This window comes from Nostoc sp. (assembly GCF_036917275.1).
GTDB lineage: Bacteria > Cyanobacteriota > Cyanobacteriia > Cyanobacteriales > Nostocaceae > Nostoc.
Genome location: NZ_JBALDF010000014.1, coordinates 20,582 through 41,380 on the forward strand (window position 1 = coordinate 20,582; position 20,799 = coordinate 41,380).

Here is a 20,799-nt window from a genome sequence, read left to right on the forward strand (position 1 = left end):
ACTTAGCGGCTAAATATTGTTTTAGAGTCCGTGTCGATACAGAAGCACACATTTAGAACAAATCGGGGTTAACCCGCCGTGGATAGTTTCCCGCACTCTTTTAAAGACATCACTTTGCCAAATCTCTAAAACACCTTGTTCATAAAGGTTGCCAATATTAAATTCGGGGAATAGTTTACACGAGCTAACGCTGCCATCAGCGAGAACATCCATTCTGTTTGAAATCGATAGACATCGGGTGCGTCTCTGTCCTGGTTCATCACTACCCCCCACAAAAGCAGAGAACTCATCGGCTTCTAGAGCTGGCTGATACCTGATGCGTATATTCCAGGTGCGAGTATTGACTTTCTCAACTTGCTGACGCAGTTGTTCCACCTTCTCGCTATCAACGTGATATGTGTAAGAGTGCCAACTGGCTTTGGACTGCTCTGGTAATGTGTTTAGCCAATCAAAGTTAGTCTTAAAATACTCGTCCATTTTGTTGGCAATAGTTTCTGGAATATACCAAGGGTAGACAAGGTACAGACTGTCAATTTCAAGGCTCTCGCAGTATGCAACAAAATCATAAAGTCGAGGTGCGAGTTCACCATTCAACACAGCGCTGATTGAGATTTTGCCCTTAAACTCACCCTTTTTCTGTAGGGAGCGAATGATGTCAATGTTATGTAGGACACGGTTAAAAGTTCCTTTACCCCGGATTGCGTCGTTGTCTTCCTGAAATCCATCAACACTAACCAAAAGGACAAGATTTGAGGAAATAGGTAGCAGCGAATCTAGCTCTTTCTCAATTAGAAGACCATTGGTGCAAATGACAGTCCACCGGGGGTCTTTCTCCAGCATTCGACAAATTTCAGGCCAGTCATGGTGAACTAGTGGCTCACCACCCCATAGGTATAAGTTTGACTTGGCAGACTCAGTTTCATAGAGGATCTTCTCAAAAATAGAAGCGTCCAATTCACCCTTCAACTGAGCCTTATTCAGATGATGGAAAAAACCTTGATCGTTCCATTGAAAACACGTTTCGCATCTTAAATTGCATCGATAGGTAAGCTGAACACCAATCTCTTGTGGAATTTCAGTGGCAAAGCTTGGAGAATTCTGTCTGCCTCGATTTGTCTTAGATAAAAGTTCGATATCTCGCTTCATTCTGTTGAACGTCTCTTGATCGAACTTAACCGCAGTTTTAGGATACATTTTGGTAGCTGCTTTATTATCGTGTGTAAGTTATAAATTATACTTTTTGGTTGGAAGTAGTGCGGAAAAAGCATCTCCGACTACAATAAATTAAGCCGAGATGAGAGCAAATTTTTGCTCACTTCTAAGTTCCACGCTTCAACTTAGAATACATGAACTTTTGCTTGATACTATCATGTTTCTTGCATTATTAATAAAAGTTTTCATTGGTGAAAAATAAAAACCAAATTACTCATAGCTAGGTCAATTTGAACACATATATGAATATAACTATTTCCTGAGTTTATCGACTTATCTACGACACGTAAATGCAGACTGACAGTGGGTTTAATAGATTAAAATTGAATAGGCAATTGCAATTTTAGTCTACGATTAAATAAGTATTTTCCGGCGTTTAGGGACAAAAAATCACAGATTAGGGTGAAAAATATAAAAGTTTAAAATTCCTCGTCCACAAGAGGACGAGGAATTTTGTAATAGATAATAATTATTTACTACCGAAGCCGTTTACGATGAAATCAATTCAAAGATGAAAGATTAATATACAGCTTAATCAACCGGATAATCAAGTGTTGATACAGAACATCCTACTTTTCCTACTTTTCTTACTTTTTCTAATAAGTAGTAAAGCGATCACTAGATAATAATCTTTACCCAGATAAAATATTTTATACAAATAATTATGTATTAATACTTAAAATCTTTCGCAAGACTTACATCGTGCGATGTCTCACGACAAGCCGCAAAGCGTCTACGCAGTTATTTTCCCACAAATAGACTGATAAGCTGTAGTGTTACTCAAAGAATTCTAAAAATAGTGTGTATTGAAAATACTCTTTCAACTTATCATAGTTGCAAACTTGCTCTCTAGGCTTTTTCTGTGCCTGCTTTTGCAGGAGCATTGGTGCGTGGTATGGTGACACTGATAGGAAATCATGGATTTGATTCATTGTCTCTTGCGATCGCAAAATAGAGTACAGGATATTGACTACAAAATGATTACATTTTCTTACCCAAAGCAATCATACATAGTCGAACCTTCGGGAAGATTTTTAAACAAGTACCAAATTTAAATATTAATGTGTCATGTACATAAATCTTTAGATTGTTTTATAAAATTCCAAGATTGCTCCTACTTTTTTAATAAAAGTTTATATACATCTCTGTTTTTGAGAAAATATAATTATTGAAAAGGCTTGACAAGTGAATCGTATTTTTACTAATGTTCTGTAATAGCAATCCTATTTGATTTGTGAAATTCTCTGTGTATCTCTTTCCTTGACTAGCTTACTGTCTCTCCTACGGTAAGCTACTTTACGTCTGGTACGATTCGTTCTAAAAAGAACTTTCAAAAATCAAATCAGATTTTTATAGTTAATCAACATAGCAAATAAAAATTCAAAATTGAAGACGTTAGTATCTGTCATACTACCTACGTTCAATATGGGTATGTATATCAGCCGAGCAATAGACAGCATTTTGTCTCAAACACTTGAAGACTTTGAGTTAATTGTTCTTAACGATGGGTCTACCGATCAAACTGCTGATATCCTAGCCGCATATGCACAGCAAGACCAACGGATTGTCGTTGTACATAACCCGAAAAATATAGGATTGACTCAGACACTTAATAAAGGGTTAAACGTTGCCCAAGGAACCTATGTCGCACGTCAGGATGCGGATAATTATAGTACCCCAACTCGACTAGCCGAGCAAGTTTGCTATTTGGAGCAGCACCCGCATATTGGTTTGGTCGGCACGCGTGTTTTTGTGATTGACAACCACGAGCAGACGGCCAGCAACGACATCTATCCCTATTTTGTTTTAACACCCGCGTTAATTCCTTGGGAGTTACTCTTTTATCCATACTTTTCGCATGACACAATTATGGTTCGCCGCGATTTATTATTGCAGGTAGGTGGTTATCGGGTTGATAGAATTGCCGAAGATTATGATTTGTGGTGTCGATTGAGCCGAATTACACAACTAGCCATCCTGCCAGACGTGCGAGGGTGTTTGTATAGAAATCCAGAAGGTTTTTCACAAAAGTTTGCAGATGCACAAAATCAATCATGCAAGCAAATTATTCGTGATGCAATGTCTGAACTATTAACCGAATCTGTCTCTTTGGCAGATGCCCATATTATGTTTCAAATCGCCAGAACGGCGGTGTTATCAACAGCAGATGAAATGCACCGTTGTGAGATATTGTTGAGCCAACTACATACAGCTTATTTAAACAAATTTGCATTGACAGAACAAGAGAAAGCATTTTTGGAGGCTAATTTAACAAACAAATTATCTATAGGAAAGATGTTGTTTCATGCAACACAATTATCTTTTTAAGTGTAGGATAAATCAGTCTAAGATTCTATTCCGATGAGACAGAGTGACTTACTAGTAAAAATTAATAGAGTTTAAAATTGACAAATTAACGAAAGGAAACGAATTCATGCAAGAAACAATTAAGAAAATTCTCAGTGAAGTTAAGGACACTCCTGTAGCAGTGATGACCTTATCGGATGATACGGATATCATCAATGATATTGGTCTGGACTCTCTGCAAATGGTTACGTTTATGTTAAAGCTTGAAGAGGAGTTGAATATTCAGATTGATTTTAATAACCTCGACTTTTCTAACTTGATGTCCGTTGGTAGCTTGTGTGATTTTCTCTCAAAGCAAAAATAGCTTGAGCAAAGAGGCTTAAATGCGAATTGATAGCCCTTGTTTATATTTAGGAAGCTTTAATGCAGAGCAATTCTGGAGAGAGGCAGACATTTCGCAGTTGCCGGCGATCGCAGATCCGCAAGCTGATGAAATCGTCAGCGTCATGGACGAGCTACAATTTGTGTTCTGTGATTCGACTGATGACGTGCTGATTACACGCCTGCCTATGGATAGTTCCTATAAAGATTATTTATGGGAACTAGGCTTTTGTTTTTCTCACAATCAGTTTCCTTTAATCGAAAAAACGTTAGGGGAAGAGAAGCGATCGCATAAAGGTATTTGTGAGCTGCTTCTTAACACTGGTAACGATGGTTACTACCAAGACTTACTAACTCCCCTATCAACGCTTTCGCCTTACTCAATAGAACCCTTTACTAAAAAACTGTGTCAGCACTATGGTCTTCAATGTCCAGGCTTAGATATTGAAATTGTCAAGAAGGTCAATTCCAAGTTATTCTCCCATCAGCTAGCGAAACACCTGTTTCCAGATACTGTGGGAGAGATTGTCTATTGTGCCAGTGATTTAGATGCAGTCGGTCAGCGTTTTCTTGAGTCCTCTCCATTCCTGATTAAAGATGAATTTGGAGTCTCTGGAAAGGGAAATCTGCTAATTTCTTCAAAGCAAATTTTGAAGCGAATTGTGACATATATCTCAAAACAGGAGTGTGAGGGGAAACACACAAGATTTTTGTTAGAACCGTTGCTGAATAAGCAGACCGATTTTTCTTGTCAACTTGAGATACATACCACAGGTGAAACCAAAATTTTATCTATTCAAAAGATGCAAAATTCTGGCTTTGCCTTTTCTGGTATCCAAACAGCTGAGTCGTCGTTTCAAGAGTTCCTGGACACATCAGGATATTTTGAACAAGTTGAGGCGATCGCTGCCCAGTTGCATCGAGTGGGATATTTGGGTTCTGTCTGTCTTGATTCAATGCTTCTGGAATCAGGAAAAATCGTGCCGATCGTGGAAATTAATGCTAGGAAGTCAATGGGGTTGATCAACCATCATATCGATCGTTTCCTTGCCCAATTTTCTACTCAGGGTAAGCTGATGTTCTTTTCGCTCGGTCTTTCACGTCATGTAGCGTTTTCCGAAATTCTTCAACGAATGGAGCAAGCCGAAATTCTATTTCTCAAAGATAAACCAAGCGGTGTTCTACCGCTTGCATCAAACACCTTGAATGTGAACTGGCAGCTATACAAAGCTAGTGCTAACCAGAGAAAAACCTATAAGGGTAGACTTTATGGGTCTGTTGTATCTAATAATGACGAGGATAAAGGACGAATTCTCAACAGCATGGACAATATTTTTGCCGAGCTTGATATTCAAAGATTGAATTAATCACATTTTAATATCAACCGATGTCGAGAGAAATGAGACAAGAAACCGTAACAATACTATGCTCAGGGGCTTCATTAGGGGCATACATTCCTGCATTAATTGCTAGTCGTCAACTCAGCAAAAGAGGGATTGCTTCTGATGTCGTTGTGCTGGAAAATATTCTACTTGAGAACAAGAGAAATAACGTACCTGAAACGAAGTTCGCCTTTCATCGGAATTTTTCGCTTGCCTTGATGGCTCAAAAACTAGCCAAGGACATTACACCCAGCCTCAATTTCGATCTAATGTCTAATCTATTGGCCACCTGGAAGCACCAAAGATGCAAACAATTTATGATTTTTTCGGGATTTTGGCTGCCGATTGCCAACCGATATCTTCAGGAAACTGATTGTCAAGACATCGCCATCGATCTTTGTCACATGGATGCATCTGTTTCTACCTCGTGGAAAATGTACGATGCAACGCATTCGGCATTTCGCCATGTTTGGTTCTTTAACTGGGAGGACAAGTGCTTATCGTACAATTTCTGTGTTTCAGACGATGAACCCATACCCTACAATCAGCGTTCTGACCGCTTTCTGATTCACGGTGGAGGGTGGGGAGTCGGGACATATAAAACTAAGGTTCCAGAATTAGTGCATAAGGGAATCAAGCTGGATGTGATTGCTTATGAACAGCAAGATATAGAAAAAACAGAGCATAGCCGATACTTTCTCATCGATCCAACATGGAAACCGTGGGAGAAAGATGCACAAGGATATCACCAGTTTCCACCGTTTGGTGAAGTTAAGGATAATGGCAAAATTGCATTTCAAAACAGTCAGCCATATCCTGAAGTTTACAACTTGATTCGGCAAAGTCGAGGAATTATTAGCAAACCCGGTGGTGGGACTCTTATTGACTCCCTTTCTGCGGCAACTCCACTAGTGTGGCTTGCCCCTTATGGTGACTATGAAAACAACAATGGGCTTTTGTGGGAATATCTTGGATTTGGCATTTCCTATGAAAAATGGGCTGATTCTGGTTATTCATTTGACATTCTTGAGAAATTGCACCTAAACATTAGGCAGGCTGGAGCTAGTTTGCCCACCTATATCAATAGCTATGTAGAAACGTACTGCCCTGAGATGATTACAGAACCGCTAAAGCATGACCGTAGCCGAGTCCAATAAGAACAAAACGTATCGGCTCAATAAATTGGGGTAGCACAGAAAAATTAAAAGGTTTGTGAGGTACACGCAGCGTCATAAAATATGACATATGACGCAAAAGCCATCAAATGACCAGTTAGGATTGGAGTTGCTGCAAACCATTGAAAATTTAATTACAACAGCTGGATGCTTCCTTGTTTACTTACCTCCCTATTCACCTGACTTAAACAAAATTGAAAAATGTTGGTCATGGCTCAAGAGTCGAATTCGCTTTTCAGATAAAAAACTTCGATAGTCTACGAACTACGATAGAGGATGTCTTGCGTTTAGCGTCCTAATCTATCTAGCTACTGCTATATTTTGAAGCTGGAGGAGCGATTGCCAGAGAATTTGCCACTACCAGTCAATAGCAATCAAACTATGTTCAAGGTTGCAGTTGATGTTGCTAGACGCGGCAATTTAACTGGACGCGAGTTAATTAAGGCTTTAGGTGGTGGTGGACAGTGTTTTCACTGCCTTACTATGTAGCTCGCGATCAGGGCTACTTTGCTGACGAAGGGCTGGAGATCGAGTTTGTCAAAAGGAATTATAGCGATCGCTCACCCAATCTCACACTGATTGAGAATCACCGTCTGGTGAGTTCTTTCGGCGCTTCCTCTCTTTTCGAGCAAGGCCAAAGCACCCTTTACCGCGCTTGCGAGTGGGGACAAGTACGTTGCACATACCATAGTAGCCGTGGTAGGTGATAGCTAAACGGGCTGCCATTGCTAGCCAAGCCATCATTGTGCGTCCAGACTCACCCTACAACATCTCCCAAGACTTAGCTAATGTGCCAGTTGGTGTGAACTTTCACCACGGCTCTCACTACATCGCCATCCAAACTCTTGAAGGTTTTCTCCCTTCAGAAGAGATTAAAAGCGCAAGTTAAGAACATCGAGAGCCGGATGCACGGAAACGCGCACGTCCGGTTTTAACAGAGAGGGACCGGGAATAATATCCTCTCTCGACTCTACTAGCCTCTTCACCTGTTCGGACAGCCGGGTATATTATCTCCAAGGAGCAACCGTGCTAGGCTAGGTAATGCTTCACCATAGGTGGGATGGATATGAACCGATCGCTCTAACAATTGCCAGGTTGCTCCTGCCTCCATCAAATCTAGAAAAACATGCACTACTTCAGCCGTTTCATACCCTACCAGGGTGGCTCCCAAGATTTTGTCAGTATCGCTATCGATCACCATGCGGTAAAACCCCAAATCATGTCCCCACTCGATCGCACGAGCAATTTGGCTCATGGGTAACGTAACAGCACGCGCGTTGAAGCCTTCCTTGTGAGCCTGTTCTAACGTCATCCCCACTCGCCCAACCTGAGGTTCTGTGTAGATAGCATAGCCAAGGACGCGATCGCTCCGCGTCCGGTTTTCTCCACATAAAATTGCCTTCAAGCGGCGATAGTCCTCCCAGGACACATGTGTAAAGGCAGGCTGTTTGGCAGCATCTCCGATCGCATAGACTCCAGAACAGGTTGTGTCGAAGTGGTCGTTAATTTTGATAAACCCCTGATCATCTAGCTCAATGCCACTCTTGGCTGCATTTAATGCATCTGTATTTGGTTTGCGTCCAATCACAACCAGCAACGCCTCTGCCTGGAATTGCTCACCACTGCTCAATGTCAGGCTAAACACATCATTCTCGTGTGCAACCTGATTTACATTTACTCCAAAGTGAAGCCCAATCCCATCCTGCTTTAATGCTTCTGCTAAGACCTTGCTGACATCAGCCTCTTCCCGATCGAGGACGCGATCGCCCCGCACAATTAAGTCGGTCTGACTGCCCAAACGCGCCAGTCCCTGCCCCAGTTCTAATCCAATATAGCCAGCCCCAATTACCAGTAACCGGGGTGGTAATGCTTTTAAGTCAAAGAAGTTACGGTTAGTCAGGTAGGGAGTCCCTGTAAGACCAGGAATATCAGGAATCAGCGATGATGTGCCAGTGTTGACAATCACCAAAGGAGCCTGAACGGTGATATCACCCCCTTTAACAGTACGTTCACCAACAAAGGAAGCTTCAGCGCAAACGATTTTGACACCTGCATTGTCCAATCGTTTGTGAATACCCTGGTTAAAGCTGTTACGGATTCCCCGGACTCGCTCCATGACGGCGGGAAAATCAACCTCAACTTCTGTATGAATGCCTAATTTCTTTGCCTGACGAGCACGCCCTGCTGCATGAGCTGCTGCCAAAAATGCTTTGGAAGGAGTGCAGCCATAATTGATGCAACTGCCGCCTAAAGCATCTCGCTCAAACAAGACTACCTTGCGACCCGATGAAGCAAAATCAGCTGCCAGTGGAATGCCTCCTTGACCGCTCCCAATCAGAATGACGTCTGCTGTTTCCATCAGTGCTGGACTCCTTGAAGATAGTTTGTTTTCATAACATTCTCACACTCCAAGTTAAAGATTTTTCGGGCTACGCCTACGCAGTTTTTCTGCTTCTTCTGTACTCAAGTTTACAGTATACTTTTTTGCCATAAGGATGTACGCAGAAAAATGGTTGTTTGTTACCTTTTGGTTGAATGGGATACGGCATTTCTACTAAAGAAAAGCTGAGAAGTCGGGGATATAACTTTTTACGAATGATTTAGGATTGCCATAGTTAGTTGTCATCATATCACTGGTTTGGGGCCTCAATAGTCGTAAAGTTTAGTCATGATCAGGATTAAGTTAATACTGACGAGTCTATCTTAGGGTTCATACCCTGTTACTTAGAAATTCCCTAATCTAAATGTAGAGTTGAGTCTAAAAATAGGGAAAAGATTTGTATGACAACCGATGCCCCTAAAAATATTAACAAGGATTTTAATGGGTCACTGATAACTGGTGTTCTCCTGAGTATTTTGGGAGTTATTGCGATCGCAGTGCCTAGTCTCTCGACCATATTCGCTGAGACTTGGACTGCGCTGATTTTAATTTCCGTAGGATTTACAAAATTAGTTTATGCCACTCAAACCCGCCACAGAGGAGGTTTTATTTGGAAACTTTTATTGAGCGGACTCTATATTGCAACCGGCATAATGCTGTTTGTTTATCCTTATACGGGTGTTCTCACACTGACTCTGTTGCTTGGCACCTTTTTGCTGACTGAAGGCACATTCGAGTTAATTCTGGCATTCCGGTTACGTCCGCAAGAAAACTGGACGTGGGTACTAGGTAATGGCATTATTACCCTGGTCTTAGGCGCAATTATTTGGTTCCAGTGGCCCTTCGATGCACCCTGGCTTCTTGGGACACTAGTTGGTGTCAGCATTATTTTCACTGGCATTTCACGCGTGATGCTATCGTTGAATGCGCGTTCTAACTTGAATCCTCCTGACCAAACTGCAAAAGCCACTTAGTACAGCATTTGATTAATTCGTAGCGAATTAAATTTGGCAATCCGTTGCAATGTTAATGCAGCCCGATACAATTAGGACTTACGCAAAAATTGCCAACTTCGCTTAATTTATCGAACCGCCAAGACGAGGCAGTGCGTTGGGCGGCTCTGCCGACTTGAAGCAACTGCCGTGCCAAGAGCGCCGAGAATTCGTAGAGTGTGCGTAAGTCCTAACAATGTTAATGCGTTTCGATACAATGCTAATGCGTCGGCTGCATTGTTAATGCGTTTCGATACAATGCTAATGCGTCGGCTGCATTGTTAATGCGTCCCGATACAATGCCAATGCGTCGGCTGCATTGTTAATGCGTCCCGATACAATGCCAATGTATCTCGATACAATGTTAATGCGTCGGCTGCATTGTTAATGCGTTCCCGTGCATTAAAAACGTTACGATTTTACGCAAAACTGTAGTTAGCAGATGGGGAATGGGGAATAGGGAATAGCAATTACCAGTACCCCATGCCCAATCTTCAATAGTCAAAGTTTATAAGACATTGACAGCAGCGATCGCTCTGATATTGCTAAATTAACTAAGGAAATCAAAATCCAGGCCAGCTAGTTGCAATCAACAATGGTATCTATTACTACTCCCTTCTCGGATATTCAAAACCATTGGGCACGCTTATTTATTACAGCCTTAGCCCAACGTGGTATTGTCAGTGGGTCACCTAATGGCACATATCGCCCCGATAACTCACTCACTCGTGCTGAATTTGCCGCCATCATCGCTAAGGCATTTCCCACAGTTACCAAGAAGCGGCAGTATATCCCCTTTGTTGATGTACCTACTAATTATTGGGCAGCAGCCGCCATTCAAGCAGCTTACGAAAAAGCATTTCTTAGCGGGTTTGCTGATAAAAGTTTCCGTTTTGCTAACCGAATTACGAGAGTAGAAGTCTTAGTTTCCTTGGTAGTAGGCTTAGAAATTGCCAGCAAGGTGAAACCTGACCTCCTCTCAGCACTCCCAGAAATTTATCAAGATTCTGTTCAGATTCCTGAGTATGGTAGAAATCACATAGCTATTGCCACCAGCGCTGGATTGGTGGTTAGTTTCCCAAATGTGAAATTACTCAATCCCAATCTCGCAGCTACCCGTGCAGATGTAGCAGTAATTATTTATCAAGCTTTGGTGTATTTAGGTGAGATAGAAAAAATTCCCTCTAGCTATATTGTGAAGCCGCCAATACCGATACCAATACCGATACCAATACCAACGCCAACGCCAACGCCAACACCAACGCCAATACCAACGCCAACGCCAACACCTGTCGGTAGCGTTAGGATAAATCATAGTCGAGAATTCCGGGGGGCGTGGGTAGTATCTGTATGGAATGGTGATTGGCCATCCATTGCGGGACTTTCTGTTGCCCAACAAAAAGCTGAACTCAGCGAGATTATTAGTAAATTACAAGCGCTAAACTTTAATGCCCTGATCTTTCAGGTGCGACCAGAGGGAGACGCCTTATATGAATCTAAATTAGAGCCTTGGAGTGCTTGGATTACAGGAACTCAGGGTAAAGCACCAGAACCATTTTATGATCCTTTAGCGTTTGCGATCGCAGAATGTCATAAGCGCAATATTGAACTTCATGCTTGGTTTAACCCCTACCGCGCTAGCACTTCCACCGACCCAGCCAAAACAGTTCGTCCTCACATAGCAGTTACCAATCCAGAAAGCGTTTATTTGTGGAAAACTCAACGCTGGATGGACCCAGGACTGAAAGTAGTTCAGGACAGAGCTTACAACGTAATTATCGACGTAGTGAAGCGCTACGATGTTGATGGCATTCACTTAGATGATTATTTCTATCCATATCCCATCGAAGGGCAATCTTTCCCTGATAACAAAACCTACGCTGCATATAAAGCAGCAGGTGGTACATTCAGCCTTGGCGACTGGCGACGGGACAACGTTAACAAAATGGTACAACGCCTCTGGCTGGGAATTAAAGCAACTAAACCCGACGTTAAATTTGGTATTAGTCCCTTTGGAATTTATCGCCCCGGACAACCTGCTGGGATTACTGGGTTGGATGCTTACAACGTGCTGTATGCTGACTCGAAGAAATGGTTAGAAGAAGGGTGGATTGATTATATTGCGCCTCAACTTTATTGGCGCACAGACCAACCACAACAAAGTTATTTTGCGTTGCTAAAGTGGTGGACACAGGTAAATACAAAGCAAAGACACGTTTACGCTGGTAATAATTTGACAGAACCAAGCAACAAGAGTCGGGAGAGTGATGAGATTGAAAAGCAGGTAAAAATTAGCCGTAGCCAAGCTGGACAGTTGTCACTGGGGAATATCTTCTTTAATCTCGCTGTTTTGAGGGAAAATAGTCAGGGCATTGCAGATAAATTCCAAAGTCTGCTTTATAACAAACCTGCGCTACCTCCAACTTTGTCTTGGCAGGATACAACACCACCCCCTCCACCGATTGGATTACAAGTGAATAACCGTAAACTGAGTTGGCAGCCTGGTGATAATCAGCCAGTTCGTTCTTGGACACTTTATCGGCAAACTGGCGATACTTGGACAATTCAACGAATTTTGTCTGCTGGCACAACCTTTGCTACTGTCCAACTAGCGGGAACCTATGCCGTGTGTGCGGTGGATAGATTGGCGAATGAGAGTGTGGGAATAGTTATTACAGTTAGTTGAACAAAAGTGCTACCCATGAGTGCCATGCCTGCGGTGGGCAACGCGATCGCACTTATGCTGTTGTGTACTATGAGTACGTTGGCGTAACCCGTCGTACCCTTCTCTAGGAGAGGGCACGCCAACGGGAAACAAGCTACGCGTAGCATCTGGCAGAGAAGACATAGCATCTTTAAATACTGGTGCAAAGTAATCAACCTGAGCCAGTTAAGGCCGATTGGATAGTCAGCCTTTTAGCGCTCTTCTATAACTCTCACGAGATAAAAATCAGAAACCTTTGTTGTCATTAGTTTTTATAAATCTAGGAGTAGGTTGGGTTGAGGAACGAAACCCAACATCAAAAATCCTTGATTTTGTTGGATAACACGAATGTTCAACCCAACCTACAATATCAGGCGATGGCGTAGCCCAGAGCAGGCATCGCACTTCTGATCTCAATGTCTGAGCCGTCCCCCCTTACCAAGGCTATCGTACACAAGTCGAATTACCCCCCTTAATCCCCCCTTATAAAGGGGGGAAATAAGAGATTCTCGTTCCCTCCCCTTTATAAGGGGAGGGCTAGGGTGGGGTAAAACCTTGGTTAATGAGCGAATGGCACTAAGAAAAGCCGAAAAGCTTGTGTAACCTTGTTCCCAGTCTGAAGACTGGGAACGAGTTCCAAAAGGGGGGAAATAAGAGATTCTCGTTCCCTCCCCTTTATAAGGGGAGGGCTAGGGTGGGGTAAAACCTTGGTTAATGAGCTATTTCAGACTTGTACACCGTAGCTTACCAAGGGGGGACTACAGGGGGGTTAAAACGATCTCAAATTCTCACGAATGATTTAGGACTGCTATGTAAGCAATAGATACCTCGAAGTCGTATTGAGGTACTTAAAAGTCGTATTGAGGTACTTAAAAGTCGTATTGAGGTACTTAAAAGTCGTGTTGAGGTACTGCATCTGGGTTTACTCAGATAAAATTTGCACAATTATCAGCTGGATTGTCACTAACCCAAACAATTTTGTAGTTGTTTAATCGTCATTAACGTTTGACCATTACTAAGCGATATGTATTGTGAGGTGCTTAAAATAGCACTTCGCATTCTATTAATCCAAGTTATTTTGATTAGTGATGGTCTGTGGAAAATTAGGAATTCACCTTTTGATAGATTTAGACAGAATTATCAAAACTGTATATTTGGATGGGGGAACACATAATTTGCCACAAAACCTCATGCTAAATCAGTAATTTCAATATCAACAGATGCAATTTTGATTGAATTATAGTTAATTTGTTCCTTAAGTTCCTCATTAGCCATGACACCCCCTGACCCTCAAAATGATTTTGGAGACAAACCTCCACAAACCCCATTTGAGCCACCTTCTGGACAACGGCGGTGGCTTTGGTTATTTTTACCTGCATTACTATTATTAGGGGGCGGAACAGCTATAGTTTGGCGTTTGCTCACTCCGCAAAATTCAGCACCTTCAACTGCTAATGCTCAACCTCAAGGGGTAAGAGTCAAAATATCGACAGTACAAAGCGGCATAATTGAGGAAAGTTCAGATTTTATTGCTAGCCTAAAATCCCAGCGCTCAGTCACGCTTCAGCCGAGGATTCAGGGCCAAGTTACTCAGATATTTGTCAAATCGGGAGATCCAGTCGCCCAAGGAGCGGCAATTATCCAAGTAGATCCTACGCCACAAGCAGGTGTCAATGGGAACAATGCTGTGCCTCAAGGATTTTTAGTGCAACTGGAAAATGCCCGCGCTACACTCAAATCTCTGGAAGCACAACGACCATCCTACGTTGCGAATCTGCAATTGTACCAGCAGAACTACGAAAAGTTTGTCACCCTAGCTCAAGAAGGAGCCGTGTCTCGACAGACTCGCAATCAGTTTGCTGATCGGCTCACGACTGCTAAGACTAGTCTTGATGCAATTGATTCCAGGATTCAAGTACAACGCTCCAACATATTGCAGGCTGAAAAAGCCTTGCAGCAAGCTAATGTAAATATTCCAAACCAACAACTCCCGCTCCAGTTCGACAAAATTAGCGCTCCCTTTGGCGGCACAGTTGGCAACATCGCCGTGAAAGTAGGTGATTTAGTTAACACTTCCACACAATTAGTTAATATCACTCAAAATCAACCTTTAGAAGTTAATATCTCTGTGCCACTACAGCAAGGGGGCCAATTGCGTAAGGGAATGCCAGTGGAGGTCATGAATACACAAGGTGAGAAGCTTGGTAGAAGTAGGGTATTTTTTATTGCACCTAATGCCAGTAATCAAACACAAGGGATACTGATCAAAGCACTTTTTAACAACCCTAACGGTCAGCTACGTGCAGATCAATTGGTAAGGGCTAGAGTGTTCTGGAATCAGCGCCCCGGAGTTTTAATTCCCACAACAGCAATGACTCGTATCGCTGGGGACACTTTTGTTTATGTAGTTGAAACCGAAAAATCTCCCCAAGGTGTATCCCAACAAGTAGCTCGGCAAAGGCGAGTGAAACTAGGCGAGATCAGAGATAATAATTACCAAGTTATTGAAGGATTACAGCCAGAAGATCAAGTTATTATCTCAGGATTGCTCAATCTCAGGGATGGTGTTGCAATCGTTCCAGAATCTTAATTACATCAGTTGTTCATGTATTTGAACCACATCTGTCGTAAGGGCACAGCATTGCTGTGCCCCTACCTTGTGGGCTATTTACCTAAAAATACCTGTAAAGCGATTGAGAGCTTTCTGAACAGCTTTGTAACCAGGAGCCTGCTTGCCTAATTTAAGATTCAATTATTAGGCGATCGCTAAATTTAACCTCGATACAGTACTTCAACAGCAGATAATCACTTTGGTGAACCAAAATAAAATCAGATTAATCTATGGCATCTTTAGCTGGAAAAGTCGCAATTATCACTGGTGCATCGCGGGGAATTGGACGAGCGAGCGCACTAAAATTAGCAGGTAACGGCGCATCTGTTGTCGTTAACTATGCGCGTAATGCAGGTAAAGCACAGGAAGTTGTTGCGGAAATTGAAAAGTTGGGAGTAGAAGCGATCGCTATCCAAGCTGATGTTAGCAAAGTACCCGACATCCAACAGTTATTTGAGCAAACACTTGAACGTTTTGGTAAAGTCGATATTTTGGTCAATAATGCCGGAATCATCTTTTATAAACCAATTACTCAGGTGACAGAAGAAGATTTCGACAAAATTTTTGCCACTAATGTCAAAGGCACTTTTTTTGCTTGCCAACAAGCCGCGCAACATATGGCAGAAGGGGGACGGATTATCAACTTTTCCTCATCAACCACGGCGATGATGCTGCCAACTTATAGTGCCTATGTAGGAACCAAGGGTGCTGTTGAACAAATCACGCGGGTACTAGCTAAAGAATTGGGTGCAAAGGCGATCGCAGTTAATGTTATTTCTCCTGGCGCTACCGATACAGAACTATTCCGAGAAGGCAAAACACAAGAGCATATAGACGGTGTAGCCCAAATGGCTGCTTTTGGCAAACTGGGAGAAGTGCAAGAAATCGCCGACGTAGTAGCATTTCTCGCTAGCGACGAAGCCAGGTGGATCACTGGGCAAAACATCCGTGTAAATGGTGGAGCCGCGTAAGATGATCAAACTTAAGGGCAAATCCCATGCGCCCCTCAATACTTCTCGGTTAAACGGCAATACAGTTTAGTAGGTTGGGTTGAGGAACGAAACCCAACATTATCAACCGTTCGTTGGGTTTCGCCACCGCTCAACCCAACCTACCATTCTTATCAGAAAAGTATTGGTGCGCCCCTACTAACTAAACATGATCTGAAAAAGTTTGTATAAACTATACCTGAATTCAGAAACGCCGCTAAATACTACAGATTAGGGCGATCGCACTTACTCAACTTTATATTTTAACTCAGCAACGCCGTATATTTTATGGTAATAATACGTTCGCTTTCAGATTTCATTGACTGCAATGCTATCAGCAACTCATCTCCTAGTTATTACTATGAAGGGCATTGTCTCCAAAGTGGCGTAGGCGTAGCCCGTCGTAGACATCGCTTAAAACTACCCCGTACCTCAATGGCTGAAGCGATCGCCCAGGGACTAATGCAACAGCTTGCCAACAATGATTGTTATTCTCGTGAAGGCAAGATGTATGGAATACTATTGGTTGAACTGCCTAATGGCGAACAACGGGTACTCAAAGCCTTTTCCGGTCTTTTGAATGGTTGCAGTATGGTTGAGGATTGGGTGCCACCAATTCCAGGAAGAGACGAAGTTGCTTTAGAGGAAGCCCGCACTTTGGCACAGTTGGACGCGATTAAGCAAGAAATTCTTACCTTGAAGCAACTGACCGAACGCCAGCAGTACCAAACCCTATTTGATGAATTTGAGCAGCAATTGCAAGCAATGAGCGATGGCCATCGCCATTGCAAACATCAACGACAGGAAAAACGTCAGCAAATCTGCGATCCACTTACTCTTGAACAACTCGACGAAGAGAGTCGTCAGCAGGGAATTGAGCGACGACAACTTAAACGCCAGCAAAATGCAGTATTACAGCCTCTTCAACAGTTAATTGCAGTGACAGATGCGCGAATTAGCGAACTGAAACAACAGCGTAAAGCGCTGTCCCGTCAACTCCAAGCTCAGATGCACGCTACATACAGCCTGACTAATTTTTCCGGGCGATCGCGATCATTAGAAGAATTGATGCCAGGAGGTTTACCCACTGGCACAGGAGACTGTTGTGCCCCAAAGCTGCTCCATTATGCCGCAACACATAATCTCAAACCACTGGCAATGGCGGAATTTTGGTGGGGTGCGTCTTCTGTAAATCAGGATAAAATTCAGGGAGAATTTTATGGAGCATGTGCCGAGCGATGTCAGCCAATAATGGGGTTTTTGCTCTCAGGGTTGAAACCTATTTCAATCCCAAACAGGGATGTATACACAATTAGCCTACTTTCCCCTACCAAAGGAGAGATGCCGATTATTTATGAAGACGAATGGCTGATTGCTGTAAACAAACCTGCTGGGCTGCTTTCAGTACCTGGTCGTTATCGCGATCGCCAAGATAGTGTTTTGAGTCGCTTACGTCATCTATTACCGGATGGCATAACCCTTGCATCTGTGCATCGCCTAGATCAGGAAACTTCTGGTATTTTGTTGTTGGCACGCGATCGTCAAACCCATCGGCAACTCAGCCAGCAGTTTCAGCAACGCCAGGTTCACAAGGTTTATGAAGCCCTACTTTCCGGTGCTGTGACAGTTGAACAAGGTACAATTGACTTGCCACTGTGGGGAGATCCTGAAAATCGCCCTAATCAAAAAGTTGATTGGCAGCACGGTAAACCTAGCTTGACACATTTCCAGGTAATGGCGAGACAAGGAGACTACACCCGCGTAGAATTTACGCCGCTAACTGGACGCACTCATCAATTGAGGGTTCATGCAGCTGATGTGCGAGGACTTGGGGTAACTATTTTAGGCGATCGCCTTTATGGATGCTGTGTAGTTACCAGTCGGTTACATCTGCACGCTAGAGAACTTCGCTTCGAGCATCCGCAGTTAGAAAAAAGCCTACATTTACAAGTAATTACGCCCTTTTGATAAAATATTTCATCGGCGATGACTAATTATTTTGCCAAACGTCTAAAAAAATACTTTAAGCTAAGTTTAAGGGTACATAAGTGTGAATACTAGGTTCTATGTCGTTAACACTTTTAGGATTAGTGGTATTAGTAGCTGGACTGATTGCTGCATTAGTACAAGCATTAATTGCAGAGTCTCAGGTGAGGAAGAAGTTACGTAGGTATGATACATTAGCTGACAAAGAGGGGTATCAACAGCAGTTAAAATCAAATATTCATTTACTTGAAAATCAACAGGAATCTCTTAATACCAAAATCATAAATCTTCAGCAGCAATTTTCTGAACTTGATGCAAAAGTCTATCTTCAATCTATAGATTATTATGAGTCAAAGTATGAGTTTATCAGTTCTGAAGACTACATACATAGGTTGAAGAAGATCAAGCTACAACAGGAAAATATGGTAAAAAATAACCAAGCCTATATTTTTGATACTCAATGGACTGTTGGTGATAGTAAAAGAAAAGGCGATGAAATGATAAACGATATTCTCAAATTGGTTGAGCTTGCGTTTGAAGAACGATGTAAGTATGCGGTAAAAGAAGTTAGATATAACAATGTTGATTCTTTAAAAAAGAAAATAAATAATACATTTAATAAATACAATAAATGTTTAAAAACTTTAAATTTTAAAATATCAGAAGAATATTTACAATTGAAATTAATTGAGTTAAATTTACAGTACGAGCTAGAAGAGAAAAAACAGCAAGAGCGCGAGAGAGAGCTAGAAGATAAAAAGCAAAACAAAGAACGTGAATCAATTGACAAGGCAAGACAGAAAGTTGAAGAAGCTGAAGAAAGAGAAATACTTCACCAACAAGAGCTTGACAAAGTTAGACAAGAAGTAGAACTGACTGAAGGCGAAAAGCGACAACAACTATATTTTAAAATTCAGGAACTAGAACGACAAGTTGCTGAAGATCGCAGTGATAAAGAAAATGCTCTTTCTGAATCTAGAAGACTCAAATCGGGATACATTTATATAATTTCTAATATAGGCTCTCTTGAACGGGATGTATACCGAATATGTAGAACCATTCGTAATAAAGAAGATGAATATATTAGGGATATGAACCCCGCAGTTCCATTTCAATTTGATGTTCACTTCAAAATATTCTCTGAAGATGCTTTTGATACATTGCAGCGCTTGCATCAACGTTTTGATGATAAAAAGGTGAATACAGTTAACCCAAAGAGAGATTTCTTCAAAGTTTCAATGGATGAGATTGAGCAAGCTGTTAAAGAAATTGAGAAAGCAACTGGCGTTTTAAGGATTGATATATTTGAACCAGCGCCTCAAGCATACGAATATCGCCAAACTCTTGCAGCACGCAAAAAGCATCAACACCTTACCATCGACAATTCATCTCTAGAGGAGGATAAAATAGCATAAATTATGAATAAATCAGATAAAAATTTACAATACATCAGTCTAAAGACAGCAAATAGTTCTAAAACCAACATGGTTGGACATCTCACTCGCATTTTTTTGTAAGCGGGAACTTGATCGGCACAGGTGCGGGTCGTTGCGCCATGATCCACCACGCATTACACGAGTTTGATTATCACTGCGCCCCCACCAAGTATCTCCATTATTCGGTGCATTATAATAATTTTCATGCCAATGGTCTAAACACCACTCCCAAACGTTACCGTGCATATCAAATAGTCCAAAGAAATTAGCAACCTGCAAACTACCCACGGGAGTAGTTATTTCACGATAAATTCCTTTTCTTTCTAACCCATAAGAGTAACTACCATCATAATTAGCTAGGTCGGAGGTAATAGTTTCCCCAAAATGAAAAGGAGTTGTAGTTCCAGCACGACAAGCGTATTCCCATTCTGCTTCGCTAGCAAGACGATACTGTTTACCTATTTTTTCAGATAAGCGATCGCAAAACTCAACAGCATCAAACCAAGAAACTTGGGTAATAGGATGACTTTTGCCTCCGTCGCGTAACGGACGAAGTTTTAAGTTTTGACGAACTTCTTGCAAAGTAGCAACTTCTCTCCATTGTGCTTGTGTAATCGCGTACTTGCTTATCAAAAATGGCTTAACTGTTACTTTATGTTGAGGTCTTTCATTAGAGTATCGCTTTCCTTCCGATTCTGGTGAACCCATCCAAAATTCTCCACCTGGAATATAGACCATTTCTAAAGTTACCCCGTTACCAAGGTCTTGAGTTAAGTAATAGTTTTGCCTTCGACTACGTTTAATCTCTTGACCTTGGACATCTACTATCACAACTGTAAATTTAAAAGGCTGAGTTCCCAGAATAGGTGGAACAAGCAACTTTGTATGTTCTTCTTGCTCTAAGCTTTCCCCACGTTGGCTGGGAGTAGGAACAATACTAATTGCTTGAGTACTTTTACGCTCAATAAATTCGCTATTCTGTTGTTGAAATTCTAAAGTGGAAATCTCTGCAATAATAGCATTGAGTTTTTGCCTAGTTTCCAAACCACTAAATTCACTATCTGCAAGCATCCTGACAAATGTCAAGAATTGCTCTTGTCCTTCAGAGAATACAAGTTCAATCAATTCTGTAAAAAAGACAATATTACTTGGTTCTTCAGTACTTGTTATGCCAAACTAATAATAAAAATGCCAATTTAATAAGCATCTTACTCTAAAATTATTAAAGTTTCTAAACCCATAAG

At 41.9% G+C, this 20,799-nt stretch carries 17 protein-coding genes and 1 pseudogene; 14 read left to right on the top strand and 4 right to left on the bottom strand.

The features are described 5' to 3' along the window. Positions 1–21: 21 nt before the first annotated feature. Positions 22–1,194 (bottom strand): radical SAM protein, encoded by a 1,173-nt coding sequence (locus V7K35_RS05730; RefSeq protein WP_335077113.1) that lies wholly within the window; start codon positions 1,192–1,194, stop codon positions 22–24. Positions 1,195–2,598: 1,404 nt separating this feature from the next. Between V7K35_RS05730 and V7K35_RS05735 the strand changes: the two genes are divergently transcribed. From V7K35_RS05735 to V7K35_RS05770, 8 genes and pseudogenes are all read left to right on the top strand, one after another. Next, entirely contained in the window at positions 2,599–3,540 is a 942-nt protein-coding gene (locus V7K35_RS05735) for a glycosyltransferase family 2 protein (protein ID WP_335077115.1), read from the top strand. 106 nt (positions 3,541–3,646) lie between these two features. Beyond that, on the top strand, positions 3,647–3,883 hold the full coding sequence (locus tag V7K35_RS05740) for an acyl carrier protein (RefSeq protein ID WP_335077118.1): 237 nt from the start codon (positions 3,647–3,649) through the stop codon (positions 3,881–3,883). Positions 3,884–3,902: 19 nt separating this feature from the next. Further along, the gene (locus tag V7K35_RS05745; protein WP_335077120.1) at positions 3,903–5,267 is read left to right on the top strand and encodes a hypothetical protein; all 1,365 of its coding nucleotides are present in this window, start codon (positions 3,903–3,905) and stop codon (positions 5,265–5,267) included. A gap of 32 nt (positions 5,268–5,299) precedes the next feature. Continuing rightward, a complete protein-coding gene (locus tag V7K35_RS05750) occupies positions 5,300–6,439 on the top strand; it encodes a hypothetical protein (RefSeq protein WP_335077122.1) in 1,140 nt (379 codons plus the stop codon). Positions 6,440–6,593: 154 nt separating this feature from the next. Next, positions 6,594–6,756, top strand: a pseudogene (locus V7K35_RS05755) (transposase); the annotation flags it as partial. A 40-nt stretch (positions 6,757–6,796) separates the two neighbouring features. After that, positions 6,797–6,946, top strand: coding sequence for a hypothetical protein (locus tag V7K35_RS05760; RefSeq protein WP_335077124.1), 150 nt, complete (start codon positions 6,797–6,799; stop codon positions 6,944–6,946). Then, positions 6,922–7,164 carry an ABC transporter substrate-binding protein gene (locus tag V7K35_RS05765; protein ID WP_335077126.1) on the top strand — a complete coding sequence of 81 codons (243 nt, stop codon included), beginning with the start codon at positions 6,922–6,924 and terminating at the stop codon, positions 7,162–7,164. The genes V7K35_RS05760 and V7K35_RS05765 overlap by 25 nt, the downstream gene beginning before the upstream one ends. Further along, positions 7,161–7,346 carry a hypothetical protein gene (locus V7K35_RS05770; protein WP_335077128.1) on the top strand — a complete coding sequence of 62 codons (186 nt, stop codon included), beginning with the start codon at positions 7,161–7,163 and terminating at the stop codon, positions 7,344–7,346. Before V7K35_RS05765 ends, V7K35_RS05770 begins: the two co-directional genes overlap by 4 nt. 93 nt (positions 7,347–7,439) lie before the next feature. Here the strand turns inward: V7K35_RS05770 and V7K35_RS05775 are convergent, their stop codons facing one another. Beyond that, positions 7,440–8,816 carry a dihydrolipoyl dehydrogenase family protein gene (locus tag V7K35_RS05775; RefSeq protein WP_335077130.1) on the bottom strand — a complete coding sequence of 459 codons (1,377 nt, stop codon included), beginning with the start codon at positions 8,814–8,816 and terminating at the stop codon, positions 7,440–7,442. Positions 8,817–9,238: 422 nt separating this feature from the next. Between V7K35_RS05775 and V7K35_RS05780 the strand changes: the two genes are divergently transcribed. Beyond that, positions 9,239–9,811, top strand: coding sequence for an HdeD family acid-resistance protein (locus V7K35_RS05780; protein WP_335077132.1), 573 nt, complete (start codon positions 9,239–9,241; stop codon positions 9,809–9,811). A 613-nt stretch (positions 9,812–10,424) separates the two neighbouring features. Beyond that, positions 10,425–12,515 (top strand): glycoside hydrolase family 10 protein, encoded by a 2,091-nt coding sequence (locus V7K35_RS05785; protein ID WP_335077134.1) that lies wholly within the window; start codon positions 10,425–10,427, stop codon positions 12,513–12,515. A gap of 9 nt (positions 12,516–12,524) precedes the next feature. Here the strand turns inward: V7K35_RS05785 and V7K35_RS05790 are convergent, their stop codons facing one another. Next, positions 12,525–12,677 carry a hypothetical protein gene (locus V7K35_RS05790; protein ID WP_335077136.1) on the bottom strand — a complete coding sequence of 51 codons (153 nt, stop codon included), beginning with the start codon at positions 12,675–12,677 and terminating at the stop codon, positions 12,525–12,527. A gap of 1,129 nt (positions 12,678–13,806) precedes the next feature. On the opposite strand from V7K35_RS05790, the gene V7K35_RS05795 reads away from it, so the two are divergent. The 4 genes from V7K35_RS05795 to V7K35_RS05810 all read left to right on the top strand — a co-directional run bounded on the left by V7K35_RS05795 (position 13,807) and on the right by V7K35_RS05810 (position 19,534). Next, a complete protein-coding gene (locus V7K35_RS05795; RefSeq protein ID WP_335077138.1) occupies positions 13,807–15,123 on the top strand; it encodes an efflux RND transporter periplasmic adaptor subunit in 1,317 nt (438 codons plus the stop codon). A gap of 251 nt (positions 15,124–15,374) precedes the next feature. After that, a complete protein-coding gene (locus V7K35_RS05800; protein WP_335077140.1) occupies positions 15,375–16,115 on the top strand; it encodes an SDR family oxidoreductase in 741 nt (246 codons plus the stop codon). Positions 16,116–16,421: 306 nt separating this feature from the next. Further along, positions 16,422–18,101, top strand: a complete 1,680-nt coding sequence (locus V7K35_RS05805) for an RluA family pseudouridine synthase (RefSeq protein WP_335077142.1) — start codon at positions 16,422–16,424, stop codon at positions 18,099–18,101. A gap of 98 nt (positions 18,102–18,199) precedes the next feature. Continuing rightward, entirely contained in the window at positions 18,200–19,534 is a 1,335-nt protein-coding gene (locus tag V7K35_RS05810; RefSeq protein WP_335077144.1) for a DUF4041 domain-containing protein, read from the top strand. 39 nt (positions 19,535–19,573) lie between these two features. On the opposite strand, the gene V7K35_RS05815 is transcribed toward V7K35_RS05810, so the two are convergent. Then, entirely contained in the window at positions 19,574–20,680 is a 1,107-nt protein-coding gene (locus tag V7K35_RS05815; RefSeq protein ID WP_335077146.1) for a formylglycine-generating enzyme family protein, read from the bottom strand. Between the last annotated feature and the right edge of the window lie 119 nt (positions 20,681–20,799).